Consider the following 14,036-nt stretch of genomic DNA (forward strand, 5'->3'; position numbering starts at 1 on the left):
AGCATACAAAGAAAAAAGATTTTTCTTACTTTTCTAAACAAACGATATTTTGATGGTTTACTCATCTGAATTGCAGATAATTACCAGGCATGAACAACAATTTGTGTCATATCCTAGAATATATGCCCTTATCCTTGAGGTTTTCTTAAGCATTTTCGATGCAAATGTGGTAAAATAATACAACGGAAAGGATGGATGTCAATGTATGAGATCATGATTATTAACGTTGTTGTCGTCATAGTCATGCTATTGTTTCTATACAGTGGTTATAAACAAGGCTTTTTATGGAAATTGATCAGTATCCTCGGCTTTTTCGTTGTAGGCTGGCTGGCATGGATGGCAAGTGATCCGGTCTCTAGCATATTGGCATTATATCCGAAAGATCAAATACCGTTACAAGGGACGATAGTAGAAGGTGTTTTCTATGATTCGATGAATCGTTTGTTACTATTCGCCATTTTATTCGCGGTATTTGAAGTCATCTTATTGTTGTTAAAGCCAATTGCAAAGCTTGCTGACATGATTCCTGTTGTATCAACACTAAACAGATGGTGTGGATTGATATTAGGTGGTGTGCAGGGAATCTTGTTAGTTAGTGTGTGCGCCTTGTTTTTAACATTTCCGTTCGTGCATGAAGGAAAACGTTATGTGCAAGAATCTGTGTTACAGTATTGTCAGCCAGTGTGTACGGCAATATGGAAACTCGTTGAAAAACCGTTATTGCAAGTGCCGGTATTCCATGAACAAACAGAATCCATAAAACCTTTGAAGGAAGATGAAAAACAGCAACTTAAACAATGGCTGCTGGATATAGAGTTAGATAAGGAGAGTGTAGATGCCATCTTAGGGGCATTACGATGAAACATATGAAAGAGCGTTATGAAGAATTAGAATTAGATGCGGTCAAGGAACAAATCATACGTCATTGTTCCTTTTCCCTGGGAAAACAAAAAATTCGACAGCTTTCCCCACGTTTTGAAGAGCTGTGGGTAAGGCGAGAATTAACAAGAACACAAGAAGCATTAACTTTAGTATACCGTTATGGAAATCTTCCTTTTCAGGGGGTACACGATATAGGAAATGCTATCGAAAATGCCCGACGAAACCGAACCCTTTCATGCTTAGAATTACGCCAAATTGCGGACAGTATTCGGGCGGTAGAACATGTCGTTTCGTATTTTAAAGCGAGTGAGGTAGAAACACCGCGCTTAAAAGAATTGATTGCTTCATTTGACCAGCCTATGCCTGTAGCTAATGCCATTGAGACATGTATTTCCAGTAGCTGTGAGGTCATGGATCAAGCAAGTGGTGAATTAAAAAGTATCCGAAAATCCATTCGCATGTGTGAAGGAGAAATTAGTAAAGAAGCACAACGCTTTATTGCCTCTCATAGCACACAATTGATGGATACCATCACAACCATGCGCAATGATCGTATTTGTGTGTTGGTTAAGATAAGTGAGAAAAACAGTGTAGATGGCTTTATACATGGAGAAAGTGCATCTGGGCAAACGGCATATATAGAGCCGAAATCACTATTAATATTAAATAATCGTTTGGCTAGTTTAAAAAGTCGGGAACAAGAAGAAATTGCTCGTATTCTCTTTGCCTTGAGTCAGAAGGTTAAAACGGTTGCCCATGCATTAGAAGGTAACTTAGAAACCTTTGCCCTATTGGATGTCATTTTTTCTAAGGCCTTATGGGCAAAAGAAAAAAATGGCTGTATCGCTCAATTGGACAATCAGCATCACCATTTATATTTAAAGCAGGCAAAACATCCGCTCATCGATGAACAATATGTAGTAGCCAACACGTATGAGATCAAAGAACCATATCGCAGTTTATTGATCACCGGTAGTAATACTGGAGGAAAGACTGTCACCTTAAAAACCATTGGTTTATTTGTAGTTATGACAATGTGTGGAATGGCCGTAAGTGCACAAGAGGCCATCATACCTGTTTTCAATGGGGTATATGTGAATATTGGCGATGATCAATCTATTGCGGAATCACTATCAACATTCTCTTCTCATATATCACAATTAGCGGCTATATGTCATAAAGCAGATGCGAATTCTTTAGTGTTACTAGATGAATTAGGCAATGGCACAGACCCCAAAGAAGGAGAGCCATTAGCCGTAGCTATTTTAGAAGAACTATCCAGACGCAGAGCCACCATCATCGCCACAACACATTATTCTGCTTTAAAGAGCTATGCAGCCGGTAAGGAAGATATGCTGGTATCCAGTGTGGAGTTTGATATGGAAGCATTACGTCCGACATATCGTTATATCGAAGGTATCAGCGGTCAATCTAACGCTTTTGCTATCGCAGAACGTTATGGCTTAAGTAAGCGTATCATTGCAGATGCCAAACGTCGCAAGGATGAACAAGCCAGTGTAAATGATATTGCAATGGAAAAGCTGGAACAGCTTACGATGGAAGTTGAGGAAAAGAAACAAAAAATGGAACAACGGCTACAAGATGTACGTTTGTTACAAGAAACATTAGCTACGCAAAAAAGTAAGTTTGAAAAGGAAAAAGAACAGTTGTTGGAGCAGGTGAAAGCGGATGCTAAAAAGAAATTGGATGAAGTACAGGAAGAAGCTGAGCTGTTATTAGAAGAATTGAAACAAATGAAAGCAAACGCCAAGCCACATGAGATTACAGAACTGAAATCCGCTATGCGTAAGCTGCAAATAGACGATGAAGAATTAGTGGAAGAAAGTGATGAAGTCTTTGCCGTCGGCGATTATGTTAAGTTGAAAAAGTTAAATTATTATGGTGAGATCATCTCCATGAATAAAGATAAAGTGTGTGTATTAGCAAATGGTATGAAAATGAATACGACCACGAAGGACATCACACATGAAAAACGTAAGATCGTTAAAAAGAAAACGAAGGGCTATACAAAAAGCAGTATCACATCTTTCTCTATGGAATGTAATGTCATTGGTATGCGTGTAGCAGAGGCAATACCAATCATCGATAAATATTTAGATAATGCGTTATTGGCTAAGGTATATCAGGTGCGCATCATTCATGGTATGGGAACAGGAAAGCTGCGTAAGGGCGTGCATGATTATCTGAAACATAATCCTCAAGTGGAAAGCTATACGATGGGCGGCCAAGGGGAAGGCGGCTTAGGTGCAACAGTTGTAAAATTGAAACAGAAAGGAAAGTAACGAAATGGCAAATATGGCAAAGATACAAGATAAACTGGCCATTCTGCCAGCACTGCCCGGCTGTTATCTGATGAAAAATATAGATGGGGATATTATCTATGTCGGTAAAGCAAAAAAGCTGAAAAATCGTGTACGACAGTATTTTGTCGGTGCGCACGATTTTAAGACGACTAGATTGGTAGCCAATATTGATGATTTTGAATATATTGTCACCGGTAGTGAAAAAGAAGCATTGTTATTGGAAATTAATCTGATTAAGAAACACACTCCGCCTTACAACATCATGTTTATGGATGATAAGACCTATCCTTATATTAAATTGACCAAGGAAAAGGCACCGATTTTGCGTGTCGTGCGAAATACCAAAGACCGCAAAGCTGAATACTTTGGCCCTTTTCCTGATAGTGGTGCGGCTTGGGAAACAATGAAACTGTTAAATCAATTATACCCCTTACGGAAATGTCGCCATCTGCCTAAGAAAGCCTGTCTTTATTATCATATGGGACAATGTCTGGCACCATGTGAACAAGCGATAGATGAAAAGGTGTATGCCGATATGGCAAATGGAATCCGTAAATTTTTAAAGGGTGATGTTAAAGAAATCCTGACACAGTTAAAAGCCGACATGCAGCAGGCAAGTGAAGAACTGGCATTTGAAAAGGCGCAAGAAAAATTAAATCTGATTCATGCCATTGAGCATGTGACAGCGAAACAGCAGATTGATTTTAAAGATCATAAGGATCGAGATGTGTTTGGGTATTATGTCGATAAAGGGTATATTTCCATTCAAGGATTCTTTGTGCGTGGAGGGAAACTCTTAGAACGTGAATTATCAATACAACCATTATATGAACAGCCCCAGGATGCCTTTATTTCTTTTATCCTGCAGTATTATACAAAGAATCCATTGCCTCAGGAAATACTGTTACCAAAGGAATATGAAATAGAACACTTACAAGAAATATTAAGCGAAGCAAAAATCTTACAGCCGCTACGTGGTGATAAACTGAAACTGGTGGAAATGGTTTTGGCAAATGCTAAAAACGCGCATCAACAGAAATTTGAATTAGTTGAACGAAAAGAAAGCCGACGTGAAGAGGCGATGCAGCAATTATGTCAATTATTACATCAAGATATTCATCGCATTGAATTATTCGATAACTCACATATATCGGGTGCATTTAATGTTAGCGGCATGGTAGTCTTTAAAGATGGAGAACCATCACGACAGGATTATCGCACCTATCGTTTAGGCGAATATGTATCTGATTTGGACTCAATGAAGGAAGTTGTGTATCGTCGTTATTTTCGTTTATTAAAAGAAAAAGGACGTTTTCCGGATTTATTGATTGTCGATGGAGGCTATTTACAGATAGAGGCGGCAAAAGAAATTATCGAAGCATTAGATGTGCCTGTTACGTTGTGCGGTCTGGTAAAAAATGACAATCACAGAACAGCAAATTTGATGAATGCGGAAGGTGAAATTCTTCCGGTAGAACGTGACAGTTCTTTGTTTTTCTTATTGACACAAATGCAGGATGAAGTTCACCGCTTTGCAATCAGTTATCATCGCAAATTACGAGGAAAAGCGATGACGAAATCAATTTTAGATGAAGTAGAAGGTATCGGAGAAGTACGAAAAAAAGAAATTTGGAAACATTTTAAATCTTTAAAGCGTTTAAAAGAAGCTGATGTAGATGAGATTGCGCAGGTTGTCCCGCGAAAGGTAGCACAAAATATCTTTAATATTTTGCATAGCACAGACCAAATTGAAAGTGATGCATAACATAAAGATAGGTAGGAAATGTATAGGGGGGCTGCTTACGCAAAATATACTGACTCCAAGAGAGAAAGAAGTATTTGAACTTCTTATCGCGAACTACAGTACAAGAGAAATTGCCAAACGTATGGGAATTTCAGACAAGACAGTGCGCAATCATATTTCCAACGTCATGTTAAAACTTGGCGTAAAGGGACGTGCACAGGCGGTTGTGGAGCTGCTGAAATTAGGTGAATTGCAGCTGTAGATATGCTTGCAAAAGGCAGATGATGACACATATGGAATCTGCCTTTTCTTCATTACCAATAAGGTAACAGGCATGGTATAAGAGCAAGTTACATAAAAAGACGCTGCACATGTTTGCTAGAATAATAAAAATGTAAAATGGTTTAATTTTTTATAATGGACTATGAAATATCTTTCGCTTTTCATGATTTACCCTTGTCATATCGTATACATCAGTGAAGGGAAGTGATGTTATGGCTGAAAGAATTATCACATACCCATTGCATGTCAATGCGATGCAATACCGTTATATATGTCATGAGGTACAACGAACACGACAGGTTTATTTGTATTTTCGCAACATGATCTTAAAAAATTATGAAAAAGTCAAACAGCATCAATGCCAGCAGCTGTTAACAAAGGATGAAATAGCTATACAACTACATACGTATTTACAGAAATATGCTCCTATGATCACATGGTTAGAAGAACAATCCATGGTAAAAGACTTATGGCAGTTTCGACTTGCATATACTACTGCTGAAAAGACTCCATCTACGTATTATCGCTGTGAAAATATCACGAATACTTTATATTGGCGTCATCTAAATTTGCGTGCGCTCATTTATGATGTAGCCTACTGGCAATTAGAACCTATTCTTTTCCATTGGGAAATCATTGGCAGCTGTTTGTGGTATCATAATGGACGTGTTTTCTTAAAACTTCATTTCCAAACATTGTTGTAAATGATTATAATATGGAAACGTCTACTATGGGGAATGATGAAAAGCTATTTGCAGACATGATTTCGTAAGGAATTTACATGTGTTTCATTGCAAAGTCATGGTATAATAGAAAACGAGGTGTAGCCTATGAAAGTAAAAAGAACTATATTTGTCCTTTCTCTTATCGTTTTATTTGTTTTTTGTCTGTGGAAGATGAATGAACATTATGATGAATTGGCAAGATATCCATATGAATTAACAGATGAGCAACGTAACTTAGTGTTGGAACATTTTGATACAGAGGAAATTAATTACTTAGTAACGCAAAAAATTGAACCAAAAGAATTTCTTCCTTACATAACAACAGAAGGCTTTGAATTAACAAATACGTTATGGTATGATACAGCTTACCATACACGGAAAGAAAGTAAGTCATACGTCGTTTCTTTTATTAACAAATATCGCCAGCAAATGGAATATGGAACGTTAAAGGATATGTTAAGCAATTATTCTTATAATGTGCTGACTCGTTTCTTTGATGAAGGGGATGGTTTTGAGGATGATGCAAAATTGATTGCGGATCCTAAAGATATCTTAACAACAATAGGCGATAAAGAAACATTATATATCTATGAACCTAATGATTTGGTTTCGATTAATGATTTACCTCATGATTCTATCACGAATAGCAATGATGTTACAATTCGCAAAGAAGTTGTAAAACCACTTCATGAATTAGCCAAAGCCGCTAAAGAAATTAATCAAAAAACCTTTGGGGATATGGAAATCGTTGCCGGATATTTATCGTATGAAGATCAATTTCCTTTATATGATAAGGCTTTGACAAAATACAAGGACGAGGTGTTTTCTTATTGGGATTATCCAGGTCGTAATGAATACCAATTAGGATATACGATTCAATTAAAGCCAAAAGAAAAAGCGAAGACGAATAAAAAAGATAAAGACAAAAATACTTCTTCAAAAGATACAAAGACAACGAAAGCACCGAGTGAAGAAGAACAAGAACAGGCGATTTGGTTAAAGGATAATGCTTATAAATATGGTTTTATCGTTCGTTATCCTAAACAGGCTGATGATGTGACCAAGAAGAAATACCAGCCATATACATTACGTTATGTAGGAAAAGATTTAGCAAAGTATATGCATGATAATAATAAGGTGTTAGAAGAAGTAAATGCTGATGATGTTTCTTAAAAGATATCATTACGACATCTTTTAAATTTCTCATAAGTCATCAAGGGCAAAAGGCAAAATTGTATCTATGAAAAAATCAATCATATATAAGAGGCTATAATAGATAAGATTAAGCCTTTAGGATAAGAATACACCAGATGGAAGTGCACCTTCGTTCATTGGATATTGAATGAAGGTGCGCTTTTTATGAGATTTATGTATGCTAAGTACACGAATATGCATAGTTATTCCTTAGCTGGCCTTTCTTCAATTGAATGTTGGATAAGAATTTGATATAGTAAAGTTGTAAAAGGTAGGTAAATATCATGATGAAAAAAAAGGGGAATTTAATCAAGCTGTTTCCTATGATAGGTATGGTGATTATTGTTGCAGGTATGATTGTTAGTTTTCTAAAGATTGATAAGATACAATTGGAAATTAAAAGCGGAGATTTCGTTATTGTTTCTTATGAACTTGATAATGAGAAAAAGGAAATGAAAGCTATCGAAAATAAAAAAGAGGAACTTGCGGAAATTTTAAAAACACATAATATACAAGCAGAAATTTTCACAATAGCTATACCTGATTTTACTGCTTATAAAACATATGGGAAGAATAACGTTTCACCATATTCAATACAGATAGCGGATGATTCATTTTTTAATTATTATGGTATTAATAATCCTAAGGATTCTGTTTTATATCGTTATGATGATGAGGAATCTGGAAATCTCAATTTGAAATTTCTTATAGACAAAGATAAGGCTGAATTTGAATCATTTCCAATAGAAGGTAAAGCCATTTTAGATAGAAACAAACTTCCTAAATTTGTTCCACAAAAATCTACGATACCGAGTGGTGATTATATAACGATGCGTACGTTTGACATGCTAAAAAAGAAAGTAAACGTCATTCAAGACACACATATCAAAGATTATTATGTTTATATTAAATCTGCCAATACTGATCAAATAGCACAGTTACTAGATAAAGAGGAAAGGGTAGTTGTCAGTGATCAAATGTCGGAGTCTTCCATATTCAGTAATTGGTATAAATTTATGATTCTGGGAACCGTGTGTTTACTTGTACTGGCTGTTCTTGAAATTGTTATAATTGTCAAAAGAAAGAAAGTATCCTAAGTAGTATGATTTCATGATAAAGAAGAATTAGACTTTAATTATATTACAAATATTGGGAGAATTTCGCAATGCGTAGTTCATGTTGCTGCTCAATAAACTTTTATATTATACGTTGTTTTCAAATTAGGGAATAAGTTCATTAAAAGAGCAAGAAACTATGGGTGATCGATCTATCTTTAGACGATTTACTACATAGTTTCTTATTGGATTCTTTTTATGAAAGTTCTATAAGCAGTTCTTATATAAAAAGGCAATACATAGAATATAGCAGAGGTGATCAAATGCCGAAGTATAAGAAACCGCTGGCTTTTTTATTTGGAGCGATAGCGATGATCAGTTACCTGTCAATCCGCTATTTTCCAAGAACGGAAGATACACAAACAGTGTTATCTGTACAAGATGAAAGTACACATATGCAAGTGTATCTAAAAGATCATGATCATAGTCTGGTACCTTTAAGCATTCCTGTAAGTGAAGAGATGAATGAAGAAGACAAATTACAGCTGATGGTATCCTATATGAGCGGTAAGCAAAATATTAAAGGTTTTTTACCTTTATTTACTAAAGAGTGTACGGTGAAAAAGGTGATGATTGCTAATGGCAAGGCCGTTATGGATTTTGATGATAGTTTAAAAAACTATCAGAAAGAAGATGAACTACGTGTACTGGAATCGCTAACGTGGGGAGCCACCCAGTTTCATGATGTAGAACAACTGGAAATACAATTGAATGGCGTAAAATTATCTAGTATGCCAAATGCGCAGACACCGATTCCCGATGTATTGAATCGCGGTATCGGTATTAATCATTTTGAAACAGCCACCAGTGCGTTGCATACTTCGGATAGTGTTACGGTATATTGCGCAAAGAAAATTGAAGGCCAGCAATTTTTGATACCGCGCAGTAAACGTGTGATGCATGCAAGTGACAGCATTAAAGAAGGGGTTTTACAAGTTATCAGCGATGTGAGTGCAAGCAGCGAATTATCACAACCACTATATCAGGACGATGTTAAAATAAATAATTTTCAATTTTCTAATGGTACTTTGATCGTGGATATCAATAAAAATTTACTTTCTTCAGATAAAAGTGTAAAGGAAGATTTGTATGATTCTTTGATTTTATCATTAAGCGCTTTAAGTGGAGTCGATAAAGTACAGGTAAAAGTAGATGGTGTCAGTGTGATGCCACAACAGCAGGAAAGTGCTGTTTCGGTATATGATCTATCTTATAATGAAATAGCTTTTTAATAAATATTAGGATAATCGCTAAAAGCCAGTTTTTTCCCATCAGGACTGGTTTTCATTTGGATATAGGTAAGGAATCAATTGTTATGTATTGACAACAAACATAAGAAAATATAGCATGAATATCATGTTTATGCTATACTAATAACAGGTGGTTAAGATGAAAATTATCGTAGTAAGCGACAGTCATGGAAAACAGGGAATTCTGGAACAGATCGTTGAAAAACATCCGGATGCGGATGCCTACCTACATTGTGGTGATATTGAGGATTATGCGGAAAACTATCCGTCTTATATCGTCGTACAGGGGAATAACGATATTTATTATGATTATCCAGATGAACGTGTAATAACGGCTGGCAGTCATCGTATCTATATGACACATGGTCATCATTTTTCTTATATTAAACGATTGGAACAAATGGCAGATACGGCAAAAGCAAAAGACTGTGATATCGTTTGCTACGGACACACGCATGTTGCTGCAGATGATGTCGTTCATGGGATACGTCTGATCAATCCCGGTTCTTTATGGAGAAGCCGTGATGGCAGAGGGCCATCCTATGCAATATTGACACTGCAAGAGGAACAGGTTGATGTGGAATTCATTTTTCTCCCACAGAAGAAAAGCAAGTTTTTCTGGTAAGGACCGTACATAGATACGGTTTTTGTGCGGAATGCAAAGGAAAGGTATTAGGGTATTATGGAAAGAAAAGTTGGAACTATTTCAAGAGGTGTCCGCTGTCCTATCATCCGTGAGGGTGACGATCTTGCAGGCATCGTAGTAAACAGTGTGGTTGAGGCTGCACAGGCAGAAGGCTTCGCCCTTCGTGATCGTGATGTTGTGGCAATTACAGAATCAATCGTTGCCAGAGCACAAGGAAACTATGCATCAGTAGATGCCATTGCACAGGATGTCAAACAAAAACTGGGCGGTGAAACCATTGGGGTAATCTTCCCGATTCTTTCACGTAACCGTTTTGCTATTTGTTTGAAAGGTATTGCAAAAGGCGCTAAAAAAGTTGTCCTGATGTTAAGCTATCCAAGTGATGAGGTAGGTAATGAATTAGTAAGCCTGGATCAGCTGGATGAAGCTGGTATTAACCCTTATAGTGATGTATTGTCACTTGAGAAATATCGTTCACTGTTTGGAGAAAATCCACATCCTTTTACAGGCATTGATTATGTGGAATATTATGGTAATCTAATTCGTGAATGTGGTGCAGAGGTTGAAATCATCTTCTCTAATAACGCGAAAACAATTCTAAAGTATACCAAAAACGTATTAACATGTGATATCCATACACGCGCTCGTACGAAACGCATCTTAAAGGCAAATGGTGCTGAACGTGTATGTGGGTTGGATGATATTATGACTTCCTCTATAGATGGTAGTGGATATAATACTTCCTATGGTCTTTTAGGCTCTAATAAATCAACAGAGGATATGGTCAAATTGTTTCCACGTGAATGTCAGGATCTAGTAGAAGATATCCAAAGTCAGCTGTTAAAGTTAACAGATAAACATATCGAAGTTATGGTTTATGGTGATGGAGCATTTAAAGATCCTGTTGGTAAGATCTGGGAATTGGCTGATCCATGTGTTTCACCTGCATACACGGCAGGTCTTGAAGGAACACCAAATGAGTTGAAGCTGAAATATCTGGCGGATAATGATTTTGCGAACTTGAAAGGTGAAGCTTTACAGAAGGCAATCGAGGCGAAAATTAAAGAAAAAGATGATGACTTAAAAGGCGATATGGCATCACAGGGTACAACGCCTAGAAGATTGACCGATTTGATTGGCTCTTTATGTGATTTGACGAGTGGATCTGGTGATAAAGGAACGCCAATCGTATTAGTACAAGGATATTTTGATAATTTTACAAACTAAAAACGATGTTCTAATACTGTATATCAGGCATCTCTATTGTTAAAACAAGAGAGATGCTTTTTTTAATGAGACATGTGTCACATTAATGAAAATGGTTTTTACAGATAAAGCATTTCTCGACAACATGTGTACGCAAGGATGACTATAATATGCATGAGGTGAGGAAGATGGAAAGCTATGTTGAGGTATCTTGGCTGAACGGTGTTTTGTTATTGTATCTATCGGCGCTTTTTGCTAGTTATGCTATGTTTCAGCCATTAAAAGATCTGCATCTTCTTTTCTATGCGGCTGTAATATCTATGCTGAGTGTCAGCTTGTGGCAAGATGGTAGTCTTTTCATCGTCATACTTGTTGAGCTTCTTTTTTTTCTAACCCTTTTTCGGTATGCTAGAAAAACATATATAGTTGCTTTCTGTTTCCGTGTGCTTTGTATGCTAACAAGTTATGTTATTTATCAAGGCAGCTTTCATAATGGTTTTTGGTTTGTGCCCATTCAGGCATCAATCATACCCTGCTGGCTATTGTATTTGTTATTTCTATTTTTCTGTAAAAGTCGTTGGCGGATACGCTTTAGTGAAAAAAATTGCTTATATCCCTTGACGCTTTATGTAGGTAACAAACATTTTAAGGTTATTGGGTATTTGGATAGTGGAAATCTGCTTAGTCATGAGGGGATACCGGTTGTCTTTCTACAACGTCGTTATCTGTCATATTTTGTGGATGAACGCATACAATTAGTAGTAATGAAGACAGTTCAGGAAGAAAGCAGTTTACCGTGCTATACATGTGAATTGAAGTTGCACGGTTGTCATAAAAGAAAGGTACTCGTACATCTGCAAGAAGATTTGAAACTGCCTATGCACAGTGAGTTGCTGTTAAATATGAAAGTGATGACGATGGGGTGATGAGAATGAAGAAACTTTGGACATTTTTAAAGTGGCTGTTTGGCAGTCGCGATGATTTACAAGTTTGGTATATCCAAGGCAGTGATGTTTTACCAAAGCCATTAGAGAAAGATGAAGAATTAGCAGCGTTGATTGCTTTGGAAAATGGTGATGAAGAAGCACGCAATAAGTTAATTGAACATAATTTACGCTTGGTCGTCTATATTGCGAAACGTTATGAAACCAATCCGATTTTTATGGAAGATCTCATCAGTATCGGCTCTATTGGTTTGATTAAGGCGGTCAATACATTTAAACGTGATAAAAATATTAAGCTGGTAACATATGCTTCCCGTTGTATTGAGAATGAAATTCTGATGTTTTTACGTAAGAAAAGTCGTCGTAAAGTGGAAGTAAGTTTTGATGAGCCTTTAAATATTGATTATGATGGAAATGAATTGTTATTGTCTGATATATTAGGAACAGATGATGATATCGTTACGAAAGAGTTTGAGAAGCAAGAAAATAAGCGTGAATTATTGGCGGCCATGGCAACCTTAAAAGACAGAGAACGTCAAATCTTGCAAATGCGGTATGGTATTGAGCACGAAGAGTTAACACAGAAAGATATCGCGAAACGCTTGGGAATCTCTCAGTCTTATATCTCACGCTTGGAAAAACGGATCATTCAAAAATTAAAGGTACAGATGAAAAAGAATCATAGTATGCAAGAATAGGGTAAGTAAAAGTAATCTGTAACCATACATGATCTAAATGGTTGCTATTTCCTTAATACTGTCAAAATTTATCATATTATGTTAGGGCTTTCCGCATAGGAAGCTCTTTTTTAACTTAATCGAAGAATCATATCAGGTCACTAGTAAAATAAGAAAGTTTGAATGATTCAAAATGATTCAAAAAGAATAAATATGAATAAATATGATTGACAAGCTACAACGTGAAGAATATAATGAAAGCAAAGAAAAGGATGCAGGAGGATTGTTATGAAAACTACAGATGAAAGAAAAAAAGCGTTGCTGGAAAGCTTTAAAAACGGATTAATCGTATCTTGTCAGGTACAAAAGGATGATCCTATTTATACTGAGGATATCGTTGTAAAGATGGCAGAAGCTGCCAAATGGGCCGGTGCGGTCGGAATACGTGCAAATTCACCGGAACAAATCAAGGCCATCAAGGAAAAAGTTGATTTGCCAATGATTGGTTTATGGAAGATTTGGCATGAGGATACAGATGTTTTTATAACGCCAACTTTGGAAGCAGCAAAAGCGGTTTGGGAAGCTGGTGCTGAAATTATTGCTTTGGATTGTACAAAACAAATCACACATGAAAAAACGATTGCTTGGGATTTGCTGGATATCGTGAAAAAGGAAATTCCCGAAGCTATTATCTTTGCGGATGTATCAAGTTATGAAGAGGCAGCACATGCGATTGCGCATGGTGCGGATATTGTTGCACCGACGTTATATGGCTATACCAAAGAAACTGCTCATATTGAAGGTGCTGATTACCGATTGTTTGCGAAGATGTGTCGTGATTTTAAGGATGATGTTTATATGATGATGGAAGGTCATCTGTATACACCGGAAGATGCGATGAAGTGCATATATTTAGGAGCGCATGCCGTTGTTGTAGGAAGTGCAATCACACGTCCGCATTTGACTGCTAAGCGTTTCGTAGATTTGTTAGGTGGCTATCAGGATAATTGGAGAGAGGCTGAAAAAGCAAAACATTAAGATAGGAAG

At 36.7% G+C, this 14,036-nt stretch carries 13 protein-coding genes; all 13 read left to right on the forward strand.

Annotated elements, in window-relative coordinates; translation table 11 throughout:
* The first annotated feature begins 201 nt into the window (after nucleotides 1-201).
* The 13 genes from LI241_RS04355 (at nucleotide 202) to LI241_RS04415 (ending at nucleotide 14,027) form a co-directional block, all read left to right on the forward strand.
* Nucleotides 202-861 carry a CvpA family protein gene (locus tag LI241_RS04355; RefSeq protein ID WP_008688861.1) on the forward strand — a complete coding sequence of 220 codons (660 nt, stop codon included), beginning with the start codon at nucleotides 202-204 and terminating at the stop codon, nucleotides 859-861.
* The gene (locus tag LI241_RS04360) at nucleotides 858-3,185 is read left to right on the forward strand and encodes an endonuclease MutS2 (protein WP_008688859.1); all 2,328 of its coding nucleotides are present in this window, start codon (nucleotides 858-860) and stop codon (nucleotides 3,183-3,185) included. The genes LI241_RS04355 and LI241_RS04360 overlap by 4 nt, the downstream gene beginning before the upstream one ends.
* Nucleotides 3,186-3,189: 4 nt before the next feature.
* The gene (uvrC, locus tag LI241_RS04365) at nucleotides 3,190-4,971 is read left to right on the forward strand and encodes an excinuclease ABC subunit UvrC (protein ID WP_008688856.1); all 1,782 of its coding nucleotides are present in this window, start codon (nucleotides 3,190-3,192) and stop codon (nucleotides 4,969-4,971) included.
* Entirely contained in the window at nucleotides 4,964-5,212 is a 249-nt protein-coding gene (locus LI241_RS04370) for a helix-turn-helix transcriptional regulator (RefSeq protein WP_008688854.1), read from the forward strand. The genes uvrC and LI241_RS04370 overlap by 8 nt, the downstream gene beginning before the upstream one ends.
* 232 nt (nucleotides 5,213-5,444) lie before the next feature.
* The gene (locus LI241_RS04375; protein WP_008688853.1) at nucleotides 5,445-5,936 is read left to right on the forward strand and encodes a hypothetical protein; all 492 of its coding nucleotides are present in this window, start codon (nucleotides 5,445-5,447) and stop codon (nucleotides 5,934-5,936) included.
* A gap of 126 nt (nucleotides 5,937-6,062) precedes the next feature.
* Nucleotides 6,063-7,130, forward strand: a complete 1,068-nt coding sequence (locus LI241_RS04380) for a M15 family metallopeptidase (protein ID WP_008688851.1) — start codon at nucleotides 6,063-6,065, stop codon at nucleotides 7,128-7,130.
* A 305-nt stretch (nucleotides 7,131-7,435) separates the two neighbouring features.
* A complete protein-coding gene (locus tag LI241_RS04385; RefSeq protein ID WP_008688848.1) occupies nucleotides 7,436-8,248 on the forward strand; it encodes a hypothetical protein in 813 nt (270 codons plus the stop codon).
* A 281-nt stretch (nucleotides 8,249-8,529) separates the two neighbouring features.
* The gene (locus LI241_RS04390; protein ID WP_008688846.1) at nucleotides 8,530-9,498 is read left to right on the forward strand and encodes a GerMN domain-containing protein; all 969 of its coding nucleotides are present in this window, start codon (nucleotides 8,530-8,532) and stop codon (nucleotides 9,496-9,498) included.
* A gap of 157 nt (nucleotides 9,499-9,655) precedes the next feature.
* Nucleotides 9,656-10,141 carry a metallophosphoesterase gene (locus LI241_RS04395; RefSeq protein WP_008688843.1) on the forward strand — a complete coding sequence of 162 codons (486 nt, stop codon included), beginning with the start codon at nucleotides 9,656-9,658 and terminating at the stop codon, nucleotides 10,139-10,141.
* Nucleotides 10,142-10,198: 57 nt separating this feature from the next.
* Nucleotides 10,199-11,389 carry a coenzyme F420-0:L-glutamate ligase gene (locus LI241_RS04400; protein ID WP_008688842.1) on the forward strand — a complete coding sequence of 397 codons (1,191 nt, stop codon included), beginning with the start codon at nucleotides 10,199-10,201 and terminating at the stop codon, nucleotides 11,387-11,389.
* A gap of 167 nt (nucleotides 11,390-11,556) precedes the next feature.
* On the forward strand, nucleotides 11,557-12,294 hold the full coding sequence (locus LI241_RS04405) for a sigma-E processing peptidase SpoIIGA (protein WP_008688839.1): 738 nt from the start codon (nucleotides 11,557-11,559) through the stop codon (nucleotides 12,292-12,294).
* The gene (sigK, locus tag LI241_RS04410; RefSeq protein WP_008688838.1) at nucleotides 12,294-13,010 is read left to right on the forward strand and encodes an RNA polymerase sporulation sigma factor SigK; all 717 of its coding nucleotides are present in this window, start codon (nucleotides 12,294-12,296) and stop codon (nucleotides 13,008-13,010) included. Before LI241_RS04405 ends, sigK begins: the two co-directional genes overlap by 1 nt.
* A 267-nt stretch (nucleotides 13,011-13,277) precedes the next feature.
* Nucleotides 13,278-14,027, forward strand: coding sequence for an N-acetylmannosamine-6-phosphate 2-epimerase (locus LI241_RS04415; protein WP_008688836.1), 750 nt, complete (start codon nucleotides 13,278-13,280; stop codon nucleotides 14,025-14,027).
* Nucleotides 14,028-14,036 lie beyond the last annotated feature (9 nt).

Origin of the sequence: Longicatena sp. 210702-DFI.1.196 (assembly GCF_020563125.1) — a bacterium.
Lineage (GTDB): Bacteria > Bacillota_I > Bacilli_A > Erysipelotrichales > Erysipelotrichaceae > Longicatena > Longicatena caecimuris.

Bases quoted from the DNA above. Each gene is read 5' to 3' on its own strand.
- LI241_RS04405 (WP_008688839.1), top strand. From the start codon at position 11,557: ATGGAAAGCTATGTTGAGGTATCTTGGCTGAACGGTGTTTTGTTATTG.
- sigK (WP_008688838.1), top strand. From the start codon at position 12,294: ATGAGAATGAAGAAACTTTGGACATTTTTAAAGTGGCTGTTTGGCAGT.
- LI241_RS04400 (WP_008688842.1), top strand. From the start codon at position 10,199: ATGGAAAGAAAAGTTGGAACTATTTCAAGAGGTGTCCGCTGTCCTATC.
- LI241_RS04375 (WP_008688853.1), top strand. From the start codon at position 5,445: ATGGCTGAAAGAATTATCACATACCCATTGCATGTCAATGCGATGCAA.
- uvrC (WP_008688856.1), top strand. From the start codon at position 3,190: ATGGCAAATATGGCAAAGATACAAGATAAACTGGCCATTCTGCCAGCA.
- LI241_RS04385 (WP_008688848.1), top strand. From the start codon at position 7,436: ATGATGAAAAAAAAGGGGAATTTAATCAAGCTGTTTCCTATGATAGGT.
- LI241_RS04390 (WP_008688846.1), top strand. From the start codon at position 8,530: ATGCCGAAGTATAAGAAACCGCTGGCTTTTTTATTTGGAGCGATAGCG.
- LI241_RS04360 (WP_008688859.1), top strand. From the start codon at position 858: ATGAAACATATGAAAGAGCGTTATGAAGAATTAGAATTAGATGCGGTC.
- LI241_RS04370 (WP_008688854.1), top strand. From the start codon at position 4,964: ATGCATAACATAAAGATAGGTAGGAAATGTATAGGGGGGCTGCTTACG.
- LI241_RS04355 (WP_008688861.1), top strand. From the start codon at position 202: ATGTATGAGATCATGATTATTAACGTTGTTGTCGTCATAGTCATGCTA.
- LI241_RS04380 (WP_008688851.1), top strand. From the start codon at position 6,063: ATGAAAGTAAAAAGAACTATATTTGTCCTTTCTCTTATCGTTTTATTT.
- LI241_RS04415 (WP_008688836.1), top strand. From the start codon at position 13,278: ATGAAAACTACAGATGAAAGAAAAAAAGCGTTGCTGGAAAGCTTTAAA.
- LI241_RS04395 (WP_008688843.1), top strand. From the start codon at position 9,656: ATGAAAATTATCGTAGTAAGCGACAGTCATGGAAAACAGGGAATTCTG.